The organism is Nonomuraea sp. NPDC050547 (assembly GCF_044457345.1).
Lineage (GTDB): Bacteria > Actinomycetota > Actinomycetes > Streptosporangiales > Streptosporangiaceae > Nonomuraea.
In genome coordinates this window covers 187,243-211,437 of record NZ_JBITGW010000012.1, presented here as the reverse complement: position 1 = coordinate 211,437, position 24,195 = coordinate 187,243, and the positions used below count along the sequence as shown (strand labels likewise).

Sequence of the window (24,195 nt, the reverse complement as noted above, 5' to 3'; positions counted from 1 at the left end):
TGGAATGGGCGTTGTCCGGTTGTGATGTGGTGTTATATCGGAATGTTTCCGCAGGTGTCGCGCTATGGGTGGTGGGCCGCCCTGCTCGGCACCGGCCTGGGCGCCCTCTGCCTCGGGCCAGGACTCGCTCCCGGGTACATCCTCATCCAGGACATGGTCTTCGTCCCCGACCCGGCCTTCTCGCCGTTCACCTTCGGACTGGCGGGCGGCTCGCCCCGCGCGGTGCCCAGCGACCTGGTGGTCACGGTGCTGGCCCAGGTGCTGCCCGCCGACCTGGTGCAGAAGCTCGTCCTGCTGGGCGTCTTCGCCCTGGGCTGTTCCGGGGCCGCGCTGCTGGTGCCCGGGGCCGCGCTGGCGCCCCGGCTGGTCGCGGGGGCCTTCTACGTCTGGAACCCCTATGTGGCCGAGCGGCTGCTCATGGGGCAGTGGGCGTTGCTGCTCGGGTACGCGGGGCTGCCCTGGGTGGTGCGGGCGCTGGCCCGCCGCCGGCTGCCCGCCGTCGCGCTGCTGCCCGCCGCCGTGGGCGGGTTCGCCGCGATGATCGTCACCGCCGTCGCGGCCCTCCCTCTCGCGCTCTCCGGCACGTCCGGCGTTTCCGGTACGGCGGGGCCTTCCGGTACGGCGGAGCGGTCGAAGAGGGCCGGAGGCGTGGCGTTGCTGCTGGTGGCCTTCAGCCTGCCCTGGCTGGTGACCGCGCTGACCCGGGCCGACGGGCTGACCGGCGACCCGGTGGGCGTGGACGCCTTCGCCGCCCGCGCCGACGGGCCGTTCGGCACCGTCGTCAGCCTGTTGTCGCTGGGCGGCGTCTGGAACGCCTGGGCCGTCCCCGCGGGCTTCGACCAGCCGGTCACCGCGGCGGCCCGGCTGGCTCTGGTCCTGGCCGGCATCGCGGGCTTCTGGCTGACGCTCAGGAACACGAAGCCGCGGTTCGGGCCGGGGCTGGCGGTGGCGGCCGGCGCGGGGTTCCTGATCGCCTGCCTCGGGGTGACCGGGCCCGGCAGGGACCTGCTCAAGTGGCTCATCGGGGTCTGGAGCGGGTTCGCTGTCCTGCGTGACGCCCAGCAGTACCTCGCCCCGCTGGCCCTCCTGGCCGCCGTCGGCCTGGGCATGCTCGCCGCCCGGGTGACCTCGCGCTGGGCCGTCGCTCTGGTGCTGGCGCCGCTGGCCGTGGTGCCGACGCTGGCGTGGGGGGCTTCGGGTGCGCTGGCGGCGGTGCCGTACCCGCTGAGCTGGGTGGAGGCGCGCGAGATCATCGGCCGGGACCCCGCGAAGGGCGATGTGCTGGTGCTGCCGTTCGAGTCCTACCGGCGCTTTCCGTGGAACGGCGATCGGGCGGTGCTCGACCCGGCGCAGCGGTTCTTCGCCACGCCGGGCCGCGAGGTGGTGGTCAACGACTCGGTCAGGGTCGGTGATCTGGTGGTCGGCACCGAGGACGCGCGGGCGAAGCGGGTCGCCGCGGTGCTGGGCGACCCGCGGCGGCTGGCCGAGGAGGGCATCCGGTATGTGGTGGTGGATTCCGGAAGTCCGGATCTTCCCGGCGCCAGGCTCCTTATGGACCGCCCGGAACTGCGGCTCTACGCCCTGGAGCTATGAGAAGCGCCTGGGCGCGCGGGTAACTTCGTCCAGCTCCAGCACGGTGGCTTCGCTCTCGGCCTCCAGCGCCGGGGTGTAGCCCGCCGCTCGCAGGGCCTCCAGGGTCTCCCGCTCCGAGCCGGCGCAGGGAACGGGCGGCGGCCAGTTCGGCCAGCAACGCCTCATCGTCCGAGCGCGGCGAGGATCTGGTACTCCGGCAGCGTGCAGGCCTGGACATTCACCCGTCAAGGGCAGTGGCGTCGCCGGGTTTACGGATGAGGTTGACACCCCTGGTAGACAAGTCCGGAATATTAAGATTCCGTCTAGCTACTTCCGAGTAGCTAGAATTGGTTCTAGGTTTGTGACGGCCCCCACATCACAGCCCGCAAGAGGAGGAACCCCCCGTGATCAAGATCCTCTTAGCAGCGATCATCGGCATCGCCGTGGCCGCTCTGGTGACGACGGTGACAACCGTCTCGCTCACGGGTTCTACCGCGACACCTGTCAACAGGCCGCTTTACAACTACGGCGACCGGTAAGCCGCACGTCATGCCGCCGTCCCGCCGAGGGGACGCGCGGGTAAGCCGTACACCACTGCTTGAGATCGTCGTCCCCGCCTACAACGAGGAACGACGACTCCCCGGGGGCCTCCTGCAGCTGTGCGCGAAGCTTGCCCAAATGCCGTTCCCGGCCGCCGTCATCGTCGTCGACAACAACAGCACGGACACCACAGCCGAGATCGTCAAGATGTGGCCGGAGGGCGAGGTTCCGGTCCGCCTGATCGCCTGCCCCGTCCCCGGCAAGGGCGCCGCGGTGCGGGCGGGACTACTGGAGACGCGGGCCCCGCTGGTCGGGTTCTGCGACGCCGACATGGCCACCGACCTCGACGCGGTCGACGTGGCCGTCGGTCTGCTGCTCTCCGGGGAGCGCGTGGTCGTCGGCTCGCGGGCGCACACGTTCTCCGAGGTCGAGAACCGCCACAGCCGTGTCCGCGAACTGGGCGCCGTGGGCTTCCGCGCGCTCGCCCGCCGTCTCGTCCGCGGGGTGAGCGACACGCAGTGCGGCTTCAAGTTCTTCGACGGCCGGCTCGCCCGCGAGGTGGCCGCACGCATGCGCACGCCCGGGTTCGCCTTCGACGTGGAGTTCCTCGCCCGGTGCGCGGCGCTGGGCTCCGCGGCGATGGAGATCCCCATCCAATGGCACGACATGCCGGGATCGCGCTTCTCCCCGGCCCGCCACAGCGCCGGGATCCTGCTCGAACTCGGCGGGATCTGGCTGCGGCTGCGCGCCGAGTCACGCGGCGTCGTACGCCCGGCGTGGGAGCACGCGCCCGACCCCGTCGGATATTCGTGATCCCGTCCGAACTCGAAGGACTACGCGTCGCCGTCGTCAACTGGCGGGATCCGTGGCACCCGGCCGCCGGCGGCGCGGAGACCTACGCCTGGCAGATGGCCAGGCGCTTCGCCCGCGCGGGCGCGCGGGTGAGCTTCGTGACGGCGCGCGCGCCCGGCCAGGCCCGCCACCAGACCGTCGACGGGGTACGGCTGGCCAGGATGGGCGGCCTGTTCACCGTCTACCCGCTGGTGCTGGCCTGGCTGCTGCGCCGCAGGAACAGGTTCGACGTCGTGCTCGACTGCCAGAACGGCATCCCGTTCTTCACGCCGTGGGTGCTGCGCCGCCGTACCAGAGTGATCTGCGTCGTGCACCACGTGCACGACCGGCAGTTCGACGTGCACCTGCCGCGGTGGCTGGCCATGCTGGGCTGCTTCCTGGAGGGCCCGGCCTCGCGCTGGACCTACCGCGGGCGGCGCAGCGTCGCGGTCTCCCCCTCGACGGTGGCGGCCATGCGCGAACGGCTCGGCTGGCACGGCCCGATCGACATCGTCCCGAACGGCGTCGAACCGGGCACGGATCACCGGGCGGCGCGCAGCCGTACGCCCAAGCTCGTCTGCGTGGGCAGGCTGGTCGCGCACAAGCGCGTCGACCTGCTGCTCGACGCCGTGCCCGAGCTGCGCGAACGCTGGCCCGAGCTGACCGTGGACATCGTCGGCCGCGGCCCAGAGGAGGAACGGCTGCGCGCGCGGCTGCCGGAAGGCGTGACCATTCACGGCTACGTGTCCGAAGAGGAGAAGGAACGGCTCATCTCGACCGCGTGGCTGCAGGTCAACGCCTCCCAGGGCGAGGGCTGGGGACTGTGCGTGCTGGAGGCCGCCGCGCTCGGCGTGCCCACGGTCGCCTTCGACGTGGACGGGCTCAGGGACGCCATCCGCCACGGCGAGACCGGCTGGCTCGTGTCCGAGGGCGCCGACCTGGCCAAGGGCATCGCCGCCGCGCTCGACGAGCTCGACGGCGCCCAGAGCGCGAGCTGCCGCACCTGGGCGTCGAGGTTCCGCTGGGACAACAGCGCCGAACGGCTGGCCACGCTGGCCCTCGGCCGTCCGGTCGCTCCGATGCGGGTCTTCGGTTGGGAGCCGTCGTGAACGACACCCCGGTCAGCGGGCGGGCCAGGCACCGGCTTTGGCTGGCGATCTGCTGCCTCGGCTTCGCCGTCCTGGCGTTCACCACCAGTCCGGGCGACATCATCGCCGACACCAAGATCGACCTCGCGCTCAACCCGGTCGGCTGGCTGGAACGCCTGGCCCACCTCTGGGACCTCCAGCACTTCGGCCAGCTCCAGAACCAGGTCGCCGGCTACCTCTTCCCCATGGGCCCGTTCTTCGCCCTCGGCGAGCTGCTCGGCCTGGACCCCTGGATCACCCAGCGGCTCTGGCTGACACTGCTCATGTGCGTCGCGTTCCTCGGTGTGGAACGGCTGGCCAGGCAACTCGGCATCGGCAACCCCGGCACTCGTGTCGCGGGCGCCCTGGCGTACGCGATCGCGCCCCGCGTGCTGTCGATCATCGGCGAGATCTCCGCCGAGTGGCTGCCCGCCGCGATGCTGCCGTGGATCCTGCTCCCGCTGCTGACCGCCGCCGAGACCGGCCAGCGGGCCAGGGCGGCGATCAGATCGGGCCTGGCCGTCGCCCTCTGCGGCGGCGTCAACGCCGTCGCCGTGCTGGCCGTGCTCATCGCTCCCGTGCTCTACATCGTGACCAGGCCCAAGCCCGTCCCGCGCTGGCGCATGCTGGCCTGGTGGAGCGGCGCGGTGGGCGTGGCCACGCTGTTCTGGTGGCTGCCGCTGCTGCTCGTGGGCCGGTACGCCTTCTCCTTCCTGCCCTACACCGAGACCTCCACCGCCACCACCCAGGTCACCTCGCTGACCAACGTGCTGCGCGGCGCCTCCGACTGGGTGCGCTTCCTGACCGTCAACGGCGTGGACACCCAGCCCGCGAGCTTCGCCATCGCGACCTCCGCGCTCATGATCGTCGTGACCGGCGTGATCGCCGCGCTCGGCCTGGCCGGCCTCGCCCACCGCGACCTGCCCGCGCGCGGCTTCGTGATCGCGCTCTTCCTCGTCGGCGTGACCGCGCTGACCGCCGGCCACATGAGCGCGCTGGAGCCCGTCGTCGCCGAGCCCGTGCGCTGGCTGCTCGACGGTCCGCTGGCCCCGCTGCGCAACCTGCGCAAATTCGATCCTCTGGTACGGCTGCCGCTCGCCCTCGGCCTGGCCCACCTCCTGCTCAAGGTCCGCGTGCCGGTCAAGGCCGTGGCCGCGACCGCCTTCGCCTGCCTGGTGCTGCCCGTGTTCAACCAGGGCCTGGGCGCTCCGGGGCACTTCAAGGAGGTCCCGCTCTACTGGCGCCAGGCCGCCGCCTGGGTCAACGAGAACGCCGGCGGCGAAGGCGTCCTGGTCGTGCCCGGCGCCAAGTTCGGCGAGTACCTGTGGGGCCGGCCCATGGACGACCCCATGCAGCCCATGTTCGCCGCCCGCTGGACGACCAGGCAGGTGACGGCGGCCGGCTCGATCGGGCTCAGCCGGCTGCTCGACGCCGTCGACCAGCGCTTCGCGGCCGGGCACGGCTCGCCCGGCCTGACCGAGGTCCTGCGCCGCATGGGCGTGCGCTACCTGCTCGTCCGCAACGACCTGAACCGGGCCGCCATCGCCGGCGCCTACCCCTCCAGGATCTACGAGGCGCTGCGCGAGTCACCCGGCATCACCCGGCTGCAGTCGTTCGGCGGCGAGGTCGGCGACACCAAGACCGACGACGCCGAGAACTCCGTCGACTGGCCCTTCCCCGCCCTGGACCTGTATGAGGTGTCGGGAAGTTCAGGGGCGGTCGGGGTGCTTCCGGCCGGCGACGCGCTGGCCGTACGCGGTGGGCCGGATTCCTTGTTGTCCATGGGCGACCTCGGCCTGCTGGGGGACTCGCCCGTCCTGGTCAACGGCGACGCCGGCACCCGCGAGGCGCCGACCGTGGTCAGCGACGCGCTCCGGCTGCGCGAGCGCCACTTCGGCGAGATCCGCTCCAACTGGACCCAGACGCTCACCGCCGACCACCGCGAGGACTTCACCGGCGTACGCGCCCTCGACCTGCTCGAAGACGGCTGGCTGGACGACACCGCCACCGCCGAGTACGAGGGCGTCTCCGCCGTGACCGCCTCCTCCTCCGCCGCCGACGCCGGGGCCGTACCCGGCATCAGCAGTTCGGGACGCAGCCCGTGGGCAGCCCTGGACGGCGACTACGAGACCAACTGGGAGACCAGCGGCTGGAAACCGCCCGTGGGCGAGTGGCTGCGCCTCGACTTCCCCGCCGAACGCGCGCTGCCCGGCATGAAGGTCACCTTCACCAACAACGTGCTGCTCGGCCAGTCCATCAAGACCGTGGCCGTGGAGACAGAGAACGGGCGGATCGTCCAGGACGTCCAGCAGACCAACAGCCCGCAGAGCCTGCGCGTCCCGTCCGGCGCCACCGGCTGGCTACGCATCAAGGTCGTCGCCACCACGAGCCGCTCCTGGAACTTCGTCGAGCGGGTCGGCATCAGCGAGATCGCCATCCCCGGCCTGCTGCCCGGCCGTACCATCCGGCTGCCGCAGGCCACCGGCGACGTCTACGTCATGGACCGCGGCGTCGACGAACGCCCCCGCTGCATGCGCAACCAGGCCCGCTGGGTCTGCAACCCCCTCCTGGAACGCCCCGGCGAGGAAGGGGCCGGCTTCGACCGCACCTTCACCGCCGCCGACGACGCCAAGAGCGGGCTGAGCGGCTTCGCCGTCCTGCGCGACCCCGCGCTCGTCGACCGCTACACCCGCCTGACCGACGACCTGCCCACCGTCAAAGGCACCTCCCAGGTCAGCAAGGACCCGGTCGTCGCCCCCCGCTCCGCCTTCGACGCCGACGCCGGCACCACCTGGATCCCCGCCGGCCCCGACGCCGAGCCCGCCCTGACCATCGGCTGGAAGAAGCCGAAGACGCTCTCCCGGATCCAGATCGCCCGGCCGGGCGGCGACAAGGAACCCCTGGACGTCATCGTCACCGGCGACAAGGGCGCCACCCGCGGCGCCCGCGTCGACGCCGGCGGCAACCTGGTCTTCAAGCCCATGACCACGCGCACACTCAAACTCCGCTTCTTCGCCGCCTCCCGCCGCCTCCAGGTGACCGAGCTGATCATCCCCGGAGTGACCCCGGCCAGCCGCCCCGAGGGCATCCCGTTCCGCCTGGGCTGCGGGCAGGGCCCCACCCTTCAGCTGAACGGCGAGCAGGTCCAGACCAAGGTCAGCGGCACCTACGCCGACCTGCTGGAACAGCGGCCCGTCCGCTTCGTCAGCTGCGCCAAGGCCGCGATCTCCCCAGGCGCCAACCGTGTCAGGATCCCCGGCTGGGAGCCCTGGGCGGTGTCCAGCCTGATGGTCGGCTCGCTCCAGCCCGGCTCACCCGCCGTCGCCGGCGCCGCCGTCCAGGGCACCTGGACGCCGTCCCTGCGCGAGGTACGCGTCACCGCGCCCAAGGACTCCTTCCTCATCGTCAACGAGAACTTCAACGAGGGGTGGCGGGCCGAACTCGACGGCCAGACACTGCGGCCGGTGCGGATCGACGGCTGGAAGCAGGCCTGGGAACTGCCCGCGGGCACCACCGGGACCGTACGCCTCTCATACGGGCCTGACCGGACCTACTGGCTGGCGCTGGCGGCGGGGCTGGCGGGCATCGCGGGGCTCGCGTTGCTGGCGCTCGTCATGCGTGGGCCACGTCCTGAGCATGTCCTGCGGACCGCGCCCGCTCACCGGTCGCGGCTGGACCGGTGGCGGGTGCCGTACGTGATCGTGCTGGGTCTGGCGTTCGGCGGCTGGGTGGCCAGCTGGCCCGGCATGGCCGCCGTCCTGGCGACAACCGCCCTGGTCCTCCTAACCCGCCTCCACCCCACCACAACCCAGACCCGCACACCCACCCCCTCCTACGGCCGAGTTACCACGCCGTCACCCGCTCCCGCCCCCGGCAGCGACCGCACGTCGCCACCCGGCCACACCCCCACGCCTGCCTATGGCGGCGCTTCCGCGCGGCCGCCCGCCCACACTCCCGCGCCCGCCCACGGCCATCCCGCCAAGCCCGCCCACGGCGCCGTCCCGTCCCCGCAGGCCCAAACCCCTTCGCCCGGCCCTGAGAGCACGCCCGTCCCGACACCCCAGGCCACCGCACCGGCGTCTGTGCCCTTGCGCGGTCCGGCCGTCGTCTCCGTCTCCGCGTCCTTGCCCGGCACGGGTGCCCCAGCTCCGGGTGAGGTACCCGAGGCGACCCACGGCCGGGGCGGCCGGATCGCGAGGATTGTGGCGTCGCCGTGGCTGGGAGCGGTGCTGTTCGTGCTGGCGGCGGCGGCCGTGGCGGCCGGGATCCGGCTCGATCTGCCGGTCCTGACCGACCAGGTGGCTCAGCTGATCGCCTGCGCCGCCATGGGAGCGCTGTTCGGGGCCCTGGTCACCGTGCCGCCCCGGACGGTTCCCGAGCCGGAGGTCCCGGTGGTGGAGCAGGAGCTCGCCGCCGCAGCCCGCTGAGCCGCAGGGCGTTCTCCTCAACGAGGTGGTAACTCCCCGCACTGATCAGCAGCGTCCCGATCAGCGTGAAGGTCGCGACAGGCCAGAAGTTCCCATTGAACGGCTCCGCGTCCGTCACCTTGTAATACAAAGTGATCACCGGCGCGTGCCAGAGGAACACGCTGTAGGAGATCCGCCCCAGGTATGCCGACACGGGATTTCCCAGCACCCGATGCCGCAAAGAGTCGGTACGAGGCGCCAACGCGAACGGCGCCACGACCAGCACCGCCACCGCGGTCTCCAACATCATCCGCCAGAGCGACTGCGACAACGAAGGCAACGTCAACGTACGCGGCCCCGCCAGCTCCGTACTGAGCATCGCGTACAGCAGCACCGCCAGCACCAGCAACTGCGGCGCCAGCGAGTCCAGCGCCCGGGACTCCTTGATCCAAACCGACAGAACAGCCATGGCCATCCCAGCCGCGAAGTAGATCAGGTGATGCGGCAGCCACAAGGCCATCTGCGGCTGATCCCACACATGCGCCGCCACCACCGTGGCAATCGAGATCACCGGCAGTACGGCGATGCCCCCCAACAGCCGAACCGCCCGATTCCCACGCCGCGCCCAAACCCCCAGACACCAGGCGATAAGCGGCAAAGCCAGATAGAAGGCCAGCTCGATCGGCATGGTCCACATCTGATAGAGCCCGTCAGGGGCCTGACCTTGGCCGGTGTAGTTCTGGAGCATCAGCATCCAGGTGGCCCAGCCGTACCCGTCGAGCGAACCCCAAGCCCACAGCGCCAGCGCGGTCACCAGCCAGTAGGCAGGGAACACCCGCAGAAGCCGCCGCCACAGATACCGCGGCGTACCAGGCGCCCGAGCCCCCTCGACAAAGGCCTTGGCCCAAGGCCGAAACAACAGCAGCCCGGAAAGCAGAAAGAAGATCGGCACCGCGATCCCGAGCCGCGTGGTCATCCAGGCGAACATCCCATCCCGATAGATGACCCCCGTGTTCCCTCCCACATGCAACAGCCAGACCCCCAGCGCCGCCAACCCCCGAATCCCATCCAGAGCCGCGTCCCGCCCACCCCCACCTGCCGACCGGTTGGTGGTGTGACCGTGTGGGGTTGCTGCGCCGCCCCCTGGCGAGGCGGTGGCGGGGGCATGAGCGAGGGGAAGGGGAGCCGCCTCACCTGCTGACCGGTGAGCTGCGTCACCTGCTGACCAGTTGGCAGGCGCGGAGCCTTCGGACGTGCTGCCGCTTGCCGGCTGGTTGGTGGGTGCGGCGGGGGAGTGGGGTGCGGCGGTGGGTGCCGACTGGTTGGTAGGGGGTTCGGGGGTCGGTCGCGGGTGGGGGTTTGGGGGTGAGTGGGGGGCTTGGGATTGGGGCGGGGTTGAAGGTGGGGGTGGGGGGCCGGCTACCAGTTTGTCTTTGGGGGGTTTTCTCACGGGCGTTTCCTCAGGACGAGCACCAGGTTCCACGTTGCGAACTCCCTGACGATCGGGACCTTCAGCATCGGGCGGTACCACCAGGGCAGGTAGCGCGGGATCGCGTCCACCAGCTCGACCTCGGCGGTGGTTCGGGCCCAGCGGAGGCCTGCGGCCACCGAGACGGGGTACAGACTCTCCTTGTACCGATTTTTCGGCGGTTGGCCGTGTTTGTCGTGGTATTTCCGGGCGGCCAACTCCCCACCCAAGTAGTGCCACGGCGACGTCTCGTGCCCGCCCCACGGCGACAGCCAGTTCGTGTAGGCGAGGAAGACCAGGCCGCCCGGTCTTGTCACCCGGGCCATCTCGGCGGCCATCCGCCACGGGTCCGGCACGTGCTCCAGCACGTTCGAGGAGAAGCAGACGTCCACGCTGCCGTCGCGGAACGGCAGGTCCATCGCGCTGCCCAGCAGCCCGCCGCCCGCCAGTTCGCCCGCGTTCACGTCGACGCAGACGCAGCGCGCGCCCCTGCGCCGGAACTCGCGCGCGAAGTAGCCGGGGCCGCCGCCCACGTCGAGCACGGTCCGGCCGTCCAGGTCCGCGTACCCCACGAGCTGGGCGGCGGTGTCGGCGGCCAGCGTCGTGTAGTAGGCGTCCCCGTCGCTCTGTTCGGAGCGGAAGGCGCGGAACAGCCGTAAGGACCGCGCGAGATCGGCGCGCACCGGAGTGTCTCCCATAACCCAACCCACGTTAGAACCTGTTTCTATCGATTTGGTTGCGGCTCTATACCGCCCGGTGACGCATGTCACTCACTGTCATACTTTGGTCCCCTAGCGCCGGGTCATACGACAACACGTTCTAGGAGCCGTTGATGGGTCGCATTTCCACGCTTGTTCTCATCGGGGTCGGAGCGTTCTTCATCGCATTAGCCCCGCTGGTGAAGTTCTGGGCGGCGGAAAAGATCATCGCCGCCCCGGCCAACCAGTTCGGCATCACCCGGCTGACGGCGACGGGCGCGCAGTACTTCTCCAAGCAGGACCTCAAGGTCCTCACCGCCGACCTCGACATCATCGTCACGACCCGCGGCGACGTGAAGGAGTCCAAGGACGACGTGGTCGTCTGGGACGAGGCCACCGTCGTCAACGACGTGACGAACCGGCGCCCCCAGATCGACCTGTCGGACCGCCGCAGCGCGTTCGACAAGTACACCGGCGCCGGCGTGAACTGCTGCGCCGTCAACGTCAAGAAGGCCCCCGTCACCCTTGAGGGCCAGATCTACAAGTTCCCGTTCGGCGTGGAGAAGAAGACCTACAAGGTGTTCAACTCCAGCGTGCAGAAGGCCTTCGACGCCACGTTCGTGCGCGAGGAGTCGGTGAACGGCCTGCCCGTCTACGTCTTCGAGCAGCAGATCCCCTCCACCAAGACCGAGACCCTGACCGCCCCCGCCTCCGTGCTCGGCATGACCGAGGAGGGCGACGTCCAGGTCGACCGCTACTACGACGGCAAGGTCACCTTCTGGATCGAGCCGGCCACCGGCGCCCCGGTCAAACAGGAGCAGCAGCGCCACGAGGTGCTGAAGACCCAGGACGGCGTCGAGCGTTCGCTGGCCTTCGTGGCCACGGCGAAGATGACCGACCAGACCGTCACCGACCTGGTTTCCAGCGCCCAGAAGAGCAAGAGCCAGATCAATCTCCTGAAGAACATCATCCCGCTGGTGCTGCTGATCGTCGGCATCGCCTTCGTGCTCGTGGGCGTCCTGGTGGGCCGCCGCGCCGAGCGCTGACACCCGGTTTCCCGAAAGGCCCGTCCCTGGGCAGGGGCGGGCCCTTCGTTTTCACCACGAAGCGTAGTTAGAACACGTTCTTGCATGATGTTACCCGCCAGTACCGACGTGATGTTCTAGAGTAGAACGTGTTGCAATTAACCTGAAGTCGGGATTAACGTCAGGCCATGCGGACCCGTGTCACCGAGATGTTCGGGATCGAACTGCCGATCTTCGCCTTCAGCCACTGCCGGGATGTCGTCGCCGCGGTCAGCCGGGCGGGCGGCATGGGCGTCCTCGGCGCCCTCTACTTCACGCCGGAAGAGCTCGAGATGGAGCTCAAATGGATCGACGACCACGTGGACGGCAAGCCGTACGGCGTGGACGTGGTCATGCCCGCCTCCTACGAGGGCGCGGACTTCGCGCCCGAGGAGCTCGTCGGCAAGCTCCAGGGGATGATCCCCGAGGGGCACCGGGCGTTCGTGGAGGACCTGCTCCAGCGCCACGACGTCCCGGAATCGTCGGCCGACGCGGGCAGGGTCCTGCTCGGCTGGACGGACGCCACCGCCAGGCCGCAGGTCGAGGTGGCCTTGCGGCATCCGATCGCGCTGCTGGCCAACGCGCTCGGGCCGCCGCCCGCCGACGTCGTCGAGCTGGCGCACCGGCACGGCGTCAAGGTGGCCGCGCTGGCCTCCACGCCCCGCCACGCGCTTAAGCAAGTGGAGGTGGGCGTCGACGTCGTGGTCGCCCAGGGCACCGAGGCCGGCGGGCACACCGGGGAGATTTCCACGATGGTGCTGATCCCGCAGGTCGTGGATGCCGTGGACGTTCCCGTGCTGGCCGCGGGCGGCATCGGCAACGGCCGCCAGATGGCGGCCGGGATGGCGCTGGGCGCGGAAGGCGTGTGGACCGGCTCGCTCTGGCTCACCGTCGAGGAGGCCGACACCCCGGCCATGGCCAAGGCGCGCATCCTCGAAGCCACCTCGCGCGACACCGTCCGTTCGCGCAGCTGGACGGGCAAGCCCGCGCGCCTGCTCAAGAACGAGTGGACCGACGCCTGGGAAGCCGCGGACTCCCCGGAGACGTTGCCGATGCCGCTGCAGTTCATGCTGGTGTCCGATGCGCTGCGACGGATCGGGAGATCCGACGCCGCCGAGCTGGCCACGTTCCCGGCGGGTCAGATCATCGGCATCACCAATCAGGTCCGGCCGGTCAAGGAGGTGATGTTCGGGCTGGTCGAGGAATATGTCGAGGCGATCGAACGGCTCGACGGGATCACGGAATCCTGACCGAGACCGAGTCGTACCCGCCGCCGCCCGGGTAGTGCCAGGCGCCGGTCAGGGTGTCGCCGTCCGCGCTGAACGTGCCCTGGTAGTAGGCGGGCGAGCCCTTCTCGCCGCCCCAGATCGTCAGCGTGTCGCCTTCGAGTTCGTAGACGTAGTCGTAGGTCTCGCCGCCGGAGCCGTAGTAGCGGGACTTGACCTCGTCGCCGGGCTTGTCCGCGCCGAACGGCATCTCCCGGCCGATGACCTCCATGCCCAGGACGGGACCGGTCTCGCTGTCCATCGCGATGTCCTGGACGAGGAAGTTGCGGCCTTCCAGCCAGCGGTAGGTGATCGTGCCGGTGGTGCCGCCGGAGACTTTCCAGGTGCCGATGAGCCTGTCGTAAGTGTTCATGCCCGTATGACCGGGCGGCGCGCGGAAAAGAATCGGTCTCAGTCGAAGATTCTTTCCGGCAGCCCGAACGTGGGCAGCGTCTCGGGCCCGAACGTGGTGATCTCGGCGATCAGGCCGTCCTCGATGCGCAGCACGTCGAGGTTGACCGCGCCGAAGAAGTCCTCGCCCGGCCGCCGCACGTAGTTGGCCACCGCGGGCATCCTGTTCGCGGTGGTGGTACGCGCCCGCCACTCGCCCCACGCCTCCTGGCCCGCCATGACCGGCGCCCACATGTCGAGGATCGCCTGGCGTCCAGGGAAGAACATCATCGCCGGCGGCATGGCCTGCAACGCGTCCTCGCGCAGCAGGGTCGCCAGCGTGCGCATGTCCGCCTTCATCGACGCCTCGACGAAGCGCTTGAGAACGGCCCGCTCCTCGGGGCTCGGCTCGGTGGCGGCCGCCCAGTCGCCGCGCCGTTCGGGAAGGTGCTTGCGGAGTGTGGCCCGGCCGCGCTGGAGCGCGCTCTTGACGGACGGCACCGTCATCTCCAGCGCCTCGGCGGTCTCCTCCGCGGGCCAGCCGAGCACGTCGCGCATGACCAGCACCGCGCGCTGGCGTGCGGGCAGATGCTGGATGACCGCCAGAAAGGCCAGCTCGATGGTCTCTCTCGCGACGGCCAGCTCCTCCGGAAGCTGCTGGTCGGGGTACGGCTCCAGCCACGGCACATCCGACAGCGGCGCCTCCGACAGCACCACGTCCTTGCGCTTGGCGAGAAGGTCGAGGCAGACGTTGGTCGCGATCTTGTAGAGCCAGGCGCGGTAGGTGGAACGGCCCTCGTAGGTGTCGGCCCTGCGCCAGGCGCGCAGCATCGTCTCCTGAACGGCGTCCTCGGCCTCGGTGTAGGAGCCGAGCATGCGGTAGCAGTGCACGTGCAGTTCACGCCGGTACCGCTCCGCCTCCTCCACCCCGCCACCCTACCGGCGGTTACACGCCCCGGTAGGTCGCGGGGCGCTTCTCCTTGAAGGCGCGGGAGCCCTCTCGGGCGTCCTCGGAGCCGATGACCGGCCAGCCGTACTCGTCGGAGACCTTCAGGGCCTCCGGCTCGGGCAGGCCCAGGGTGTCGCGGTAGGTCCGCAGGATCGCCTGTACGGCCAGCGGTCCCGACCCGGCGATGTCGTCGGCCATCTCCCTGGCCACCGTCAGCGCCTCTCCGTCGGGGACCACGCGGTTGACCAGGCCCATCGACAGCGCCTCCGCGGCGGTCACCGGGCGGCCGGTGAGCAGGAGGTCCATGGCGTGGCAGTACGGGATCTGGCGTGGCAGCCGGATCGCCGCCCCGCCCATGGGGAACAGCGCCCGCTTGGCCTCGAACAGCCCCAGCGTCGCCGACTCGGCCACGACGCGCAGGTCGGTGCCGATGAGCAGTTCGGTTCCGCCCGCCACCGCGTAGCCCTCGGCCGCGCAGACGATCGGCTTGGTGGGCAGGTCCTCCCGCAGCAGCCCTTTCCAGTGGAAGTTGGGGATCTGGGCGGCACGGGCCTGCACGTCCGGGTCCTGGGACGGCTGGCCCATCGCCTTGAGGTCGGCTCCGGCGCAGAACGTGCCTTCCGCCCCGGTCAGCACCGCCACCCGTACGCCGGGCTCGGCCGAGACGTAGGCCCAGGCCGAGGCCAGGCCGATCAACATGTCGGAGGAGAGCGCGTTGCGGGCCTCCGGCCGGTTCATGGTGACGATCACGACGTGGCCGTCGCGCTCGATCCGGCAGTGCGGGGTGCTGATCGGCAGGAGTTCCACGGGGCAACCTCCGGAGGCGCTGAAGTATCAAGCGCTTGCTAGGTTACACGGTGAGGTGCGCGTAGACGATGACGTTGTCCTCATAGTGGCCCGTCGCGGGATCGAACGCGCCGCCGCAGGTCACCAGTCGCAACTCCGCCCCCTCTGTCGCGCCGTACACCTTCTCGGTGGGAAAGGCGTCCTTGTCCACCCGCTCCACCGCATCCACGGCGAACTCCGCCACCGAGCCGTCCGCCCGCTTGACCGAGATCGTGTCGCCCTGTCCGAGCGTGCCGGCCTTGTGGAAGACCGCGGGCCTGCCGTGCGCGTCCACATGCCCCAGCAGTACGGCCGGCCCGTCCTCACCCGGCGTCGGCCGGTGCTTGTACCAGCCCACCAGCTCCGGCCGGTCCAGCGGCGGCACCTCCACCGACTGGTCGGGTTTGAGCCCCACCGGGTCGATCGGCGCGTCCTTCACCCCGATCCTCCCGATCGAGACGCTGACCGGCTCCGACTTCTTCATGGCCGCGTCCGCGTCGGCGAACATCGGCGCCTGCCGCGGCACCGCGGCCGGGCGAGTCTCCGCCGCCTGAGCGGGCAGAGGCTCGCCCCTGAACGAACCGGCGACCGCCAGGCCGCCGGAGAACACCAGTACGGCCGCCGCGGCCTGGACCAGCGTGCTCCTGATCATGACTGTTCCCCGATCGGTCGACGAAGGAAGGAAGGGGTACGGCCCGCGTGCTGCCGGGCCGTACCCCCCGAGGAACGGCCAGGCCAGGCGGCCGGGCCGTACCCGAGAAGAGCGGCCCGCCGCCGGGACGGGCCGCGCCTCTGAGGAGCGCGACCCGGCGTTGAGCCGGGGCGCGCTCCACGATCAGGCCTCGTCGGTGCGACGGCGGACGAACAGGGCCGAGCCCGCGCCGCCCGCGATCAGCATGCCGCCGAGCGCCACCCCGCCGAAGTTGGCGTTGCCCTCGGGCAGGCCGCCGCCGGTGTCCGCGCCGCCCTTGGGGGTCAGCGTGAAGCCGCTGGCCCGGTAGCGGGGCTTGACGGTGAGCTTGGCCCAGTCGGTGGCGCCGTTGGCCAGCTTGGCCTTGAACCAGTAGGTGCCCGCGCGGGTGCTGGAGGGCACGTGGAACTTCTTCGCGCCCACGCCCGACTTGCCGACCTTCACGGTGAACCGCTTGCCGGACGGGTCGGTGATCGTCGCCTTCGTCGTCTTGCCGAACGACGAGGTGGCGACGATGGCGGTGAACTTGCCGCCCGCGTACACCTTGTCCGGGTCGAGGATCAGCGCGAGCTGGGTGTGCGGGTGCCGCTTGACCACGGTGAGGCGCGCCGAAGTGCTCTGGCCGCTGTCCAGCGAGGCCCGGACGGTGTACGCGCCGGGGCGCGTGCCCTTGGGCGAGGTCAGCTTGACGCGCGCCTCACCCCAGGAGTCGACGCGCACGACGTGCCTGCGGCCGGCCGGGTCGGTGATGGTGACCGGGGTGCCGGCCTTGACGTTCGTGGTGGTGACGCCGGCGTAGTAGCTCTGGCCCGCCACGATCTTGCTCGGCGACAGGTCCAGCTCCAGCCCCGTCACCGGCACCGGCTTGACCGGGCCCTTCACGGTGATCGTGGTGGAGGCGGTCCCCACGGTACGGCCGGCGGCGTCCTTGAACACCACGTCGACCGGGTAGACGCCGGGCTTGGCGTCCGGGCGGATCGGCACGGTGCCGGTCCTGGTGGTGCCGAGCGTCATGTTCTCGGTGATCTTCGCCCAGAACGCCGGCGACTCGATGTACGCGTCGGCGGCTTTGCCGGTGACGGTGTAGGAGACCTTGTCACCGGGCTCGGCGGCGCTCGGGCTGACGGCGACGCCGTACTTGACGTCGACCGACTTCTCGACGGTCAGGGTCGTCCGGGCGGAGGAGCCGTCGGCGAAGTGCGCGTCGACCGGGTGCTCGCCGAGCTCGCCGGAGACGCGGACCTGGAAGCGGTACTCCTTGTGGCCGGCGGGGACGTTCCACGAACCGGGGGAGAAGGCGCGCGAGGTGATGGCCTTCACGTCCGGGCCGTCCGACTTGACGCTCACGTTGACGATGTCGCCGGGCTTGGCGCTGGACCGGTCGACGGTGATGCTCGTCTTGGCGGCGGCCGGCTTCTCGACGGTCAGCACCGCGCGGGCGGAGGAGCCGTCGGCGAAGTGGGCGTCGACCGGGTACTCGCCGGGGGTCTGCGACACGCGTACCTGGAAGCGGTAGTCCGTGCGCTTGCCCGGCACGTTCCAGGACGGCGGGTTGAAGCCGCGCGAGGTGATGGCCGTGATGGCCTCGCGCGTGGAGGTGACCGAGACCGTGATGATCTCGCCGGGCTTGGCCGTCGTGGAGCTGAGGGTGATGGAGCCCTTCTGCTCCACCTCCTTCTTCTCGGGGGCCTTGGTGGAAGCCGAAGCCTTGGCCGAGGGCTTGGCCGAAGGCTTCGCCGCGGGCTTGTCAGAGGGCTTCTCTGATGGCTTCTCTGAGGGCTTTTCGGAGGGCTTGGGCGTCTCGACCGGCGCCTCGGGAGAGCTGGTCTCGACCGGGGCGACGGGGAGGTCCGTGGGGGTGTCCGCGAGAGCGGGGCTCGCGGTGAGTACGGCGAGACCGAGGGCACCGGCAGCCGCCAGGGACTTGTTGAAGCGCATGTTCTCCCAATCGATGAGGCGGCGCGGGGTTCAGGAGACCCCCGTGCTCGGGAACACGCCGCCTCGCGACGAACATCATCTCGCAACAAAAGTGACGAAAGTGACCAAAGTGGACAAAAGCCAAGTTTCTTGACTATTTCATTACGTCTGGGCAGATGAGAGCCCAAATCGGTAACTCTAGCGGAGTCGTGGGACGTGGCGGGACTCGTGTGAAATCAAGCGCTTGCTCGGGGCTTTGTCAGCGCGTTACGCTCGCCTGAAGCTCTACCCCCCGACACGAGGGAGCGCGATGGGCACGCTCGGATTCTGGCGGCTGGCGCAGGCGGATCCCGGCTGGATCGCCGCCGTGGACCCCGACGGCACCGAGCATCGGGCCGGTGACCTCTTAGCCCGTTCCAACCAGCTCGTCCACGGCCTGCGCGAACTCGGGCTCCAGCCCGGCGACGGCATCTGCGGACTGGTGCCCAACGGCGCCGACGGACTCGTCCTCTACCTCGCCGCGCTCCAGGCGGGCTGGTACTACACCCCGGTCAACTGGCATCTCACCGGCCCTGAGATCGCCTACATCGTCGAGGACAGCGAGGCCAAGGCCTTCGTCGTCGACCCGCGCTACGCGGCCGAGGGCACCAGGGGCGCCCAGGTCATCGAGCCGCACCGCCGCTTCGCCGTACGGCCGATCGAGGGGTTCCGCCCGATCGAGGAGTTGACCGAAGGCCGGCCGACGACGGCGCCGCAGGACCGCACGGCGGGCGCCACGATGCACTACACCTCCGGCACCACCGGCAAGCCCAAGGGCGTCAGGCGGAAGCTGAGCGGCCTGGACCCCGACGACGGCGCGGAGCTGATGACGTTCCTGCTGACGTTGTTCGGCATCACGCCCGGCCGGCCCAACGCGCACCTCGTGACCGCGCCGAACTACCACACCGCCGTCACGCAGTTCGGCGGTACGGCGCTGCACATGGGCCACACCCTCGTCTACATGGACCGATGGGAGGCCGAGGAGACCCTGCGGCTGTGCGAACGCCACGGCGTGACCAACTCCCACATGGTCCCCACCCACTTCAAGCGGCTGCTCGCGCTGCCCGCAGAGACGCGGGAGAAGTACGACCTGTCCTCGCTCAGATGGATGATCCACGCGGCGGCCCCCTGCCCGGTCCCGGTCAAGCACCAGATGCTCGACTGGTGGGGCGAGGTGGTCTACGAGTACTACGCGGCCACCGAGGGCGGCGGCACCCTGGCCACGCCCCAGGAGTGGAAGGAGCATCCGGGCACGGTCGGCAAGGCCTGGCCGATCAGCGAACTGCTCATCGTGGACGACTCCGGCCAGCCGGTGCCCACGGGCACCCCCGGGACGATCTACATGAAGATGATGGGCGTCTCCTTCGAGTACAAGGGCGATCCCGACAAGACCGCGGCGAACCGCCTCAAGGACCACTTCACCGTCGGCGACATCGGCTACCTGGACGAGGACGGCTTCCTGTTCCTCTGCGACCGCAAGGCCGACATGATCATCTCGGGCGGCGCGAACATCTACCCGGCCGAGATCGAGAACGAGCTCATGATCCACCCCAAGGTCGCCGACGTCGCGGTCTTCGGCATTCCCGACGAGGAGTGGGGCGAGCAGATCAAGGCGGTCATCGAGCCCGCCGAAGGCTGCGAACCCGGCCCCGAGCTGGCCGAGGAGATCCTCGCCTCGCTGGAGGGACGGCTGGCGCGGATGAAGTGGCCCAAGTCCGTCGACTTCATCGCCGAGATGCCACGGGAACCCAACGGCAAGCTACTCAAACGCAAGCTGCGCGCGCCCTACTGGGAGGGACACGGCCGTGCCATCTGAGCCCCTGGTCGCCGACCACGTCCTGGAGTTCCCCGGCGGATACACGCGTACGACGGGGCCGGTCATCGGCAGGTTCCTGACCGAACTGCGTGACGGGCGCATCGTCGGCGTCCGCACGGCGGAGGGAAGGGTGCTGGTGCCGCCGCTGGAGTACGACCCGGACAGCGGCGACCCGGTCAGCGGCGAGTACGTGGAGGTCGGCCCGGCCGGCACCGTCACCGCCTGGACCTGGGTGGAGACGCCGCTGGATCAGCATCCGCTGGACCGGCCCTTCGCCTGGGCGCTGATCCGGCTGGACGGCGCCGACACGGCGCTGGTGCACGCCGTGGACGCGGGCAACGCGAAGGCGCTGGAGGCGGGCACGCGGGTGCGGCCCGTCTGGAGCACCACCCGCAAGGGCCACATCACCGACATCTCCCACTTCGCCCCTGAGGTGACGAAGATCGTCTCGCCGGTGAAGGCCGCCTACAAGATCACCGCGAGCAGGTCGCTGACCCACTTCCTCGAAGGGATCAGACGCGGCGTCTTCGTCGGCTGCCGCTGCACGACCTGCGACAAGGTGTACATCCCCTACCGCCTGTCCTGCCCCGAATGCGGAAACGCGATCACCGACGAGGTGGAACTGCCCGACACCGGCACCATCACCACCTTCGCCATCAACAACCTGCCCGACCCGCGCGCCCCCGAGGTGCCCTTCGTCTCCGCCTACATCCTGCTCGACGGCGCGGACATCCCCATGATCGCCCTCGTCGGCGGCGTCCCCGCCCACGAGGTCCGCCAGGGCATGCGGGTACGCGCCGCATGGGTGCCCGAGGCCGAACGCACCCTGTCGATGTCCAACATCCGGTGGTTCACCCCCACCGGAGAACCAGACGCGGAGCTCTAATGCGCGATGTGGCCGTCGTCGCCTTCGCCCAGACCCACCACACCGACCACGACACCGGCGTCTCGGAGCCGGAGCTGATCCTGCCCGTCATCGACGAGATCCGCGAGAAGACCGGGCTGCGCGCCTTCGGCTTCACCTGCTCCGGCAGCTGCGACTACCTGGCCGGAGCGCCGTTCTCGTTCGTCTCCGCGCTCGACGCGCTCGGCGCCTGGCCGCCGATCTCCGAGAGCCACGTCGAGATGGACGGCGCCTGGGCGCTCTACGAGGCGTGGGTACGCCTGCAGCACGGCGACGTCGACACCGCGCTCGTCTACGGCTTCGGCAAGTCGTCGCTCGGGGACCTGCGCACGATCATGACGCTCCAGCTCGACCCGTACTACCTCGAACCGCTCGGGCTCGACCAGCTGTCCATGGCGGGCCTGCAGGCCTCGGCGCTGGGCGCGCCTCGGGAAGAGCTCGACGAGATCGTACGGCGCAGCCGTACCGACGGGCGGGCCAACCCCTACGCGCTGGACCTTCCGCTGGAAGGCGGCGAGCCACCCATCACGGACGGCGCGGCGGCGGTGGTCCTGGCGGCCGGTGACAGGGCCGGGGAGCTCTGCGCGAACCCCGCCTACATCAGGGGCATCGCACACCGGATCGAACCCCACTACCCGGGCATGCGCGACCTGTCCCGCTCGGTCTCCGCCGCGGACGCCGCCCGCGCGGCCGGGGTCGGCAAGGGCCGGGTCGAGGTCGCCGAACTGCACGCCCAGTTCGCCCACGAGGAGATCATCCTCAGGCGGGCACTGGAGCTGCCCGCCGAGACCGTGATCAACCCCAGCGGCGGCCCGCTGGCCGCCAACCCCGTCATGGCCACGGGCCTGATCCGCATCGGCGAGGCCGCGAGCCACATCCTCGACGGCCGTGCCGCGCGCACCGTCGGCCACGCCGCCGGCGGCCCCTGCCTGCAGCACAACCTCGTGACCGTTCTGGAGGCGTGATGGGCAACTCGTGCGCGGTGATCGGCGTCGGGCAGACGTACTACACGACGAAGCGGCGCGACGTCTCCATCGCCGGGCTGGTCCGTGAGGCCGCGTTGCGCGCGCTGGAGGACGCCGGGCTGACGTTCAAGGACATCGACGCCGTCGTCATCGGCAAGGCGCCCGACCTGTTCGAGGGCGTGATGATGCCGGAGGCCTACCTGGCCGACGCGCTCGGCGCCGCGGGCAAGCCGATGATGCGGGTGCACACGGCCGGATCGGTCGGCGGCTCCACCGCGCTGGTCGGCGCCTCGCTGATCCAGGGCGGCGTGCACGACCGGGTACTCGTCGTCGCCTTCGAGAAGCAGTCGGAGTCGAACGCCACCTGGGCCCTGTCGACGCACCTGCCGTTCAACGCCTCGCTGGTCGTGGGCGCGGGCGGCTACTTCGCGCCGCACATCCGCGAGTACATGCGCCGCTCCGGCGCGCCCGAGCACATCGGCACGCTCGTCGCCGTCAAGGACCGCCAGAACGCGCTGAAGAACCCCTACGCGCACCTGAAGATCCCCGGCATCAACCGCCAGATGGTCGAGTCCACGCCCATGCTCTGGGAGCCCATCCGCTACCTGGAGACCTGCCCGTCCAGCGACGGCGCCTGCGCGATGGTGCTCGCGTCGGAGTCGGCCGTGACCGGCACGCCCGCATGGGTCCACGGTACGGCGATGCGCTCCGAGCCGATCTTCCGGGCCGGTCGCGACACCGTGAACCCGCAGGGCGGCAAGGACTGCGCCGCCGACGTCTACCGGCAGGCCGGGATCGCCGACCCGCGCAGGGACATCGACGTGGCCGAGACCTACGTGCCGTTCTCCTGGTACGAGCCCATGTGGCTGGAGAACCTCGGCTTCGCCGCCGAGGGCGAGGGATGGAAGCTCACCGAGTCGGGCGCGACCGCGCTCGACGGCGACATCCCGTGGAACGCCTCGGGCGGCGTCCTGTCGTCCAACCCGATCGGCGCCTCCGGGCTGATCAGGTTCGCCGAGGCGGCGCAGCAGGTCCGGGGGATGGCGGGGGAGCATCAGGTGGACGGCGCCCGGCGGGCGCTCGGCCACGCCTATGGCGGGGGAGCCCAGTTCTTCGCGATGTGGGTCGTCGGACGGGAGAAGCCCTGATGGAGTTCAACCACGCGGACCTGTTCGAAGCGCTCGTGGACCGGATCGGCGAGCGTGTCGCGGTCGTCTGCGGCGACCAGCGCCGCACCTACGCCGAGCTGGACGCCGAGGCGAACCGGCTGGCGCACTACCTGGAGAGCCTGGGCGTCGGCCCCGGCCAGCACGTGGGCCTGCACCTGTACAACGGCGTCGAGTACGTGGCCGGGCTGCTGGCCGCGCTCAAGCTGCGCGCGGTGCCGATCAACGTCAACTACCGCTACGTCGAGGCCGAACTGCTCTACCTCTACAACGACTCCGACATCGTGGCGCTGGTCTACGACGCGGAGTTCGCGGGCCGGGTGGCGGCGGTCGCGCCCGAGGCGGCCAAGCTGCGCCACCTGATCTCGGTGGGCGGGGAGGTCGCGGGGGCGGTGCCGTACGAGAAGGCGCTGGAAGGTCAGCCGGAGACGCGCGGCTTCCCCGAGCGCAGCGGCGAGGACGTCTACATCATCTACACCGGCGGCACCACGGGCATGCCCAAGGGCGCGATGTGGCACGTCGAGGACCTGTTCATGGCGTTCGGGGGCGGCAATCCGTACGGCGAGCCGCGCGCGACCCCGCAGGAGGTCGTCGACGAGGCGGTCAAGGCGAACCCGATGGTGATGATGGCGGCGCCGCCGCTGATGCACGGGGCGGCGCAGATGGGCACGTTCATCGCCTGGTGGATGGGGGCGACGATCGCGTACGTGCGCAGGTTCGAGGCCGGGGACGTGTGGCGGACGGCCGAGCGCGAGCGGGTGTTCACCATGAACATCACCGGGGACGCGATGGCCAGGCCGCTGGCCGAGGCGCTGGCGGGCGGCTCCTACGATCTGTCGTCGTTGTTCGTGATCAGCTCGACCGGCGCGATCCTCAGCGGGACGGTGCGCGACCGGTTACAGGAACTGCTGCCGAACGTGATGATCCTCGACAACTTCGGCTCCACCGAGTCCGGCTACACCGCCTCCGGCGTGGCCGGCTCCACACCCGAGAAGGGGCTGCGCTACCAGCCCAACGCCACCGCCAACCTGGTCGTGCTCGACGAGGACCTCAAGCCGGTCCCCGAGGGGCAGCTCGGCACCGTGGCCAAGTCGGGCCGGGTCGCCTTCGGCTACTACAACGACCCGGAGAAGACGGCCCGCACGTTCGTCACCGACGCCGACGGCACCCGCTGGCTGCTGACCGGTGACCTGGCCACCGTGGACGCCGACGGCACCGTCAACATCTTCGGCCGCGGCTCCCAGTGCATCAACACCGGCGGCGAGAAGGTCTTCCCCGAAGAGGTGGAGGCGGTGCTCAAGGGGCATCCCGCGGTGTTCGACGCGGTCGTGACCGGGATCCCGGACGAGCGCTGGGGCAGCAGGGTGGCCGCGGTGGTCGAGCCCAGGCCGGGGGTCGAGGTGGCCTCCGCCGACCTCGACGCGCACTGCAGGGAGCGGCTGTCGAGCTACAAGGTGCCGCGGACCTACGCGTTCGTGGAGGAGATCATGCGCTCGCCCGCCGGAAAGGCCGACTACCGCTGGGCACGCGAGACGGCCGAACAGGCGTGGCGGTGAGCGCCG

20 protein-coding genes are annotated in these 24,195 nt (G+C 70.4%); 12 read left to right on the top strand and 8 right to left on the bottom strand.

Features of this window, described 5'->3' with window-relative positions; all coding sequences use genetic code 11:
* The first annotated feature begins 42 nt into the window (after positions 1 to 42).
* Complete coding sequence (locus ACIBHY_RS29295) at positions 43 to 1,593, top strand: hypothetical protein (protein ID WP_397308297.1); 1,551 nt, start codon at positions 43 to 45, stop codon at positions 1,591 to 1,593.
* Here the strand turns inward: ACIBHY_RS29295 and ACIBHY_RS29290 are convergent.
* Complete coding sequence (locus ACIBHY_RS29290) at positions 1,588 to 1,758, bottom strand: hypothetical protein (protein WP_397252018.1); 171 nt, start codon at positions 1,756 to 1,758, stop codon at positions 1,588 to 1,590. The genes ACIBHY_RS29295 and ACIBHY_RS29290 overlap by 6 nt on opposite strands.
* A gap of 218 nt (positions 1,759 to 1,976) precedes the next feature.
* Between ACIBHY_RS29290 and ACIBHY_RS29285 the strand changes: the two genes are divergently transcribed.
* Genes ACIBHY_RS29285 through ACIBHY_RS29270 form a run of 4 tightly spaced genes read left to right on the top strand, consistent with a single transcriptional unit; the run spans position 1,977 to position 8,497 of the window.
* Positions 1,977 to 2,111: a hypothetical protein gene (locus ACIBHY_RS29285; protein ID WP_281395023.1), complete on the top strand. Its 135-nt coding sequence runs from the start codon at positions 1,977 to 1,979 to the stop codon at positions 2,109 to 2,111.
* Positions 2,112 to 2,121: 10 nt separating this feature from the next.
* On the top strand, positions 2,122 to 2,925 hold the full coding sequence (locus ACIBHY_RS29280; RefSeq protein ID WP_397308296.1) for a glycosyltransferase: 804 nt from the start codon (positions 2,122 to 2,124) through the stop codon (positions 2,923 to 2,925).
* Positions 2,922 to 4,052: a glycosyltransferase family 4 protein gene (locus ACIBHY_RS29275; protein WP_397252016.1), complete on the top strand. Its 1,131-nt coding sequence runs from the start codon at positions 2,922 to 2,924 to the stop codon at positions 4,050 to 4,052. The genes ACIBHY_RS29280 and ACIBHY_RS29275 overlap by 4 nt, the downstream gene beginning before the upstream one ends.
* On the top strand, positions 4,049 to 8,497 hold the full coding sequence (locus tag ACIBHY_RS29270; RefSeq protein ID WP_397308295.1) for an alpha-(1->3)-arabinofuranosyltransferase family protein: 4,449 nt from the start codon (positions 4,049 to 4,051) through the stop codon (positions 8,495 to 8,497). The genes ACIBHY_RS29275 and ACIBHY_RS29270 overlap by 4 nt, the downstream gene beginning before the upstream one ends.
* On the opposite strand, the gene ACIBHY_RS29265 is transcribed toward ACIBHY_RS29270, so the two are convergent.
* Both ACIBHY_RS29265 and ACIBHY_RS29260 read right to left on the bottom strand, forming a co-directional pair.
* On the bottom strand, positions 8,421 to 9,926 hold the full coding sequence (locus ACIBHY_RS29265; RefSeq protein ID WP_397308294.1) for an acyltransferase family protein: 1,506 nt from the start codon (positions 9,924 to 9,926) through the stop codon (positions 8,421 to 8,423). The two genes, ACIBHY_RS29270 and ACIBHY_RS29265, sit on opposite strands and share 77 nt — an antisense overlap.
* Positions 9,923 to 10,642 carry a class I SAM-dependent methyltransferase gene (locus ACIBHY_RS29260; RefSeq protein ID WP_397252013.1) on the bottom strand — a complete coding sequence of 240 codons (720 nt, stop codon included), beginning with the start codon at positions 10,640 to 10,642 and terminating at the stop codon, positions 9,923 to 9,925. The genes ACIBHY_RS29265 and ACIBHY_RS29260 overlap by 4 nt, the downstream gene beginning before the upstream one ends.
* Positions 10,643 to 10,776: 134 nt before the next feature.
* On the opposite strand from ACIBHY_RS29260, the gene ACIBHY_RS29255 reads away from it, so the two are divergent.
* Entirely contained in the window at positions 10,777 to 11,688 is a 912-nt protein-coding gene (locus tag ACIBHY_RS29255) for a DUF3068 domain-containing protein (protein WP_397252012.1), read from the top strand.
* Positions 11,689 to 11,855: 167 nt separating this feature from the next.
* Entirely contained in the window at positions 11,856 to 12,956 is a 1,101-nt protein-coding gene (locus tag ACIBHY_RS29250) for an NAD(P)H-dependent flavin oxidoreductase (protein WP_397308293.1), read from the top strand.
* On the opposite strand, the gene ACIBHY_RS29245 is transcribed toward ACIBHY_RS29250, so the two are convergent.
* From ACIBHY_RS29245 to ACIBHY_RS29225, 5 genes are all read right to left on the bottom strand, one after another.
* Positions 12,943 to 13,344, bottom strand: coding sequence for a hypothetical protein (locus tag ACIBHY_RS29245; protein ID WP_397252010.1), 402 nt, complete (start codon positions 13,342 to 13,344; stop codon positions 12,943 to 12,945). The genes ACIBHY_RS29250 and ACIBHY_RS29245 overlap by 14 nt on opposite strands.
* Before the next feature lie 38 nt (positions 13,345 to 13,382).
* Positions 13,383 to 14,288, bottom strand: a complete 906-nt coding sequence (locus ACIBHY_RS29240) for an RNA polymerase subunit sigma-70 (protein ID WP_397252009.1) — start codon at positions 14,286 to 14,288, stop codon at positions 13,383 to 13,385.
* A 19-nt stretch (positions 14,289 to 14,307) separates the two neighbouring features.
* Complete coding sequence (locus tag ACIBHY_RS29235) at positions 14,308 to 15,117, bottom strand: crotonase/enoyl-CoA hydratase family protein (protein WP_397308292.1); 810 nt, start codon at positions 15,115 to 15,117, stop codon at positions 14,308 to 14,310.
* 43 nt (positions 15,118 to 15,160) lie between these two features.
* Entirely contained in the window at positions 15,161 to 15,787 is a 627-nt protein-coding gene (locus ACIBHY_RS29230) for a class F sortase (protein WP_397252007.1), read from the bottom strand.
* Between the two features lie 183 nt (positions 15,788 to 15,970).
* Complete coding sequence (locus tag ACIBHY_RS29225) at positions 15,971 to 17,764, bottom strand: hypothetical protein (protein ID WP_397308291.1); 1,794 nt, start codon at positions 17,762 to 17,764, stop codon at positions 15,971 to 15,973.
* Positions 17,765 to 18,053: 289 nt separating this feature from the next.
* On the opposite strand from ACIBHY_RS29225, the gene ACIBHY_RS29220 reads away from it, so the two are divergent.
* Genes ACIBHY_RS29220 through ACIBHY_RS29200 form a run of 5 tightly spaced genes read left to right on the top strand, consistent with a single transcriptional unit; the run spans position 18,054 to position 24,189 of the window.
* Complete coding sequence (locus ACIBHY_RS29220; RefSeq protein WP_397252005.1) at positions 18,054 to 19,598, top strand: acyl-CoA synthetase; 1,545 nt, start codon at positions 18,054 to 18,056, stop codon at positions 19,596 to 19,598.
* On the top strand, positions 19,588 to 20,484 hold the full coding sequence (locus tag ACIBHY_RS29215; RefSeq protein ID WP_397308290.1) for a Zn-ribbon domain-containing OB-fold protein: 897 nt from the start codon (positions 19,588 to 19,590) through the stop codon (positions 20,482 to 20,484). Before ACIBHY_RS29220 ends, ACIBHY_RS29215 begins: the two co-directional genes overlap by 11 nt.
* A complete protein-coding gene (locus tag ACIBHY_RS29210; protein WP_397252003.1) occupies positions 20,484 to 21,467 on the top strand; it encodes a lipid-transfer protein in 984 nt (327 codons plus the stop codon). Before ACIBHY_RS29215 ends, ACIBHY_RS29210 begins: the two co-directional genes overlap by 1 nt.
* On the top strand, positions 21,467 to 22,615 hold the full coding sequence (locus ACIBHY_RS29205; protein ID WP_379621958.1) for a thiolase domain-containing protein: 1,149 nt from the start codon (positions 21,467 to 21,469) through the stop codon (positions 22,613 to 22,615). The genes ACIBHY_RS29210 and ACIBHY_RS29205 overlap by 1 nt, the downstream gene beginning before the upstream one ends.
* A complete protein-coding gene (locus ACIBHY_RS29200) occupies positions 22,615 to 24,189 on the top strand; it encodes an acyl-CoA synthetase (RefSeq protein ID WP_397308289.1) in 1,575 nt (524 codons plus the stop codon). The genes ACIBHY_RS29205 and ACIBHY_RS29200 overlap by 1 nt, the downstream gene beginning before the upstream one ends.
* Positions 24,190 to 24,195 lie beyond the last annotated feature (6 nt).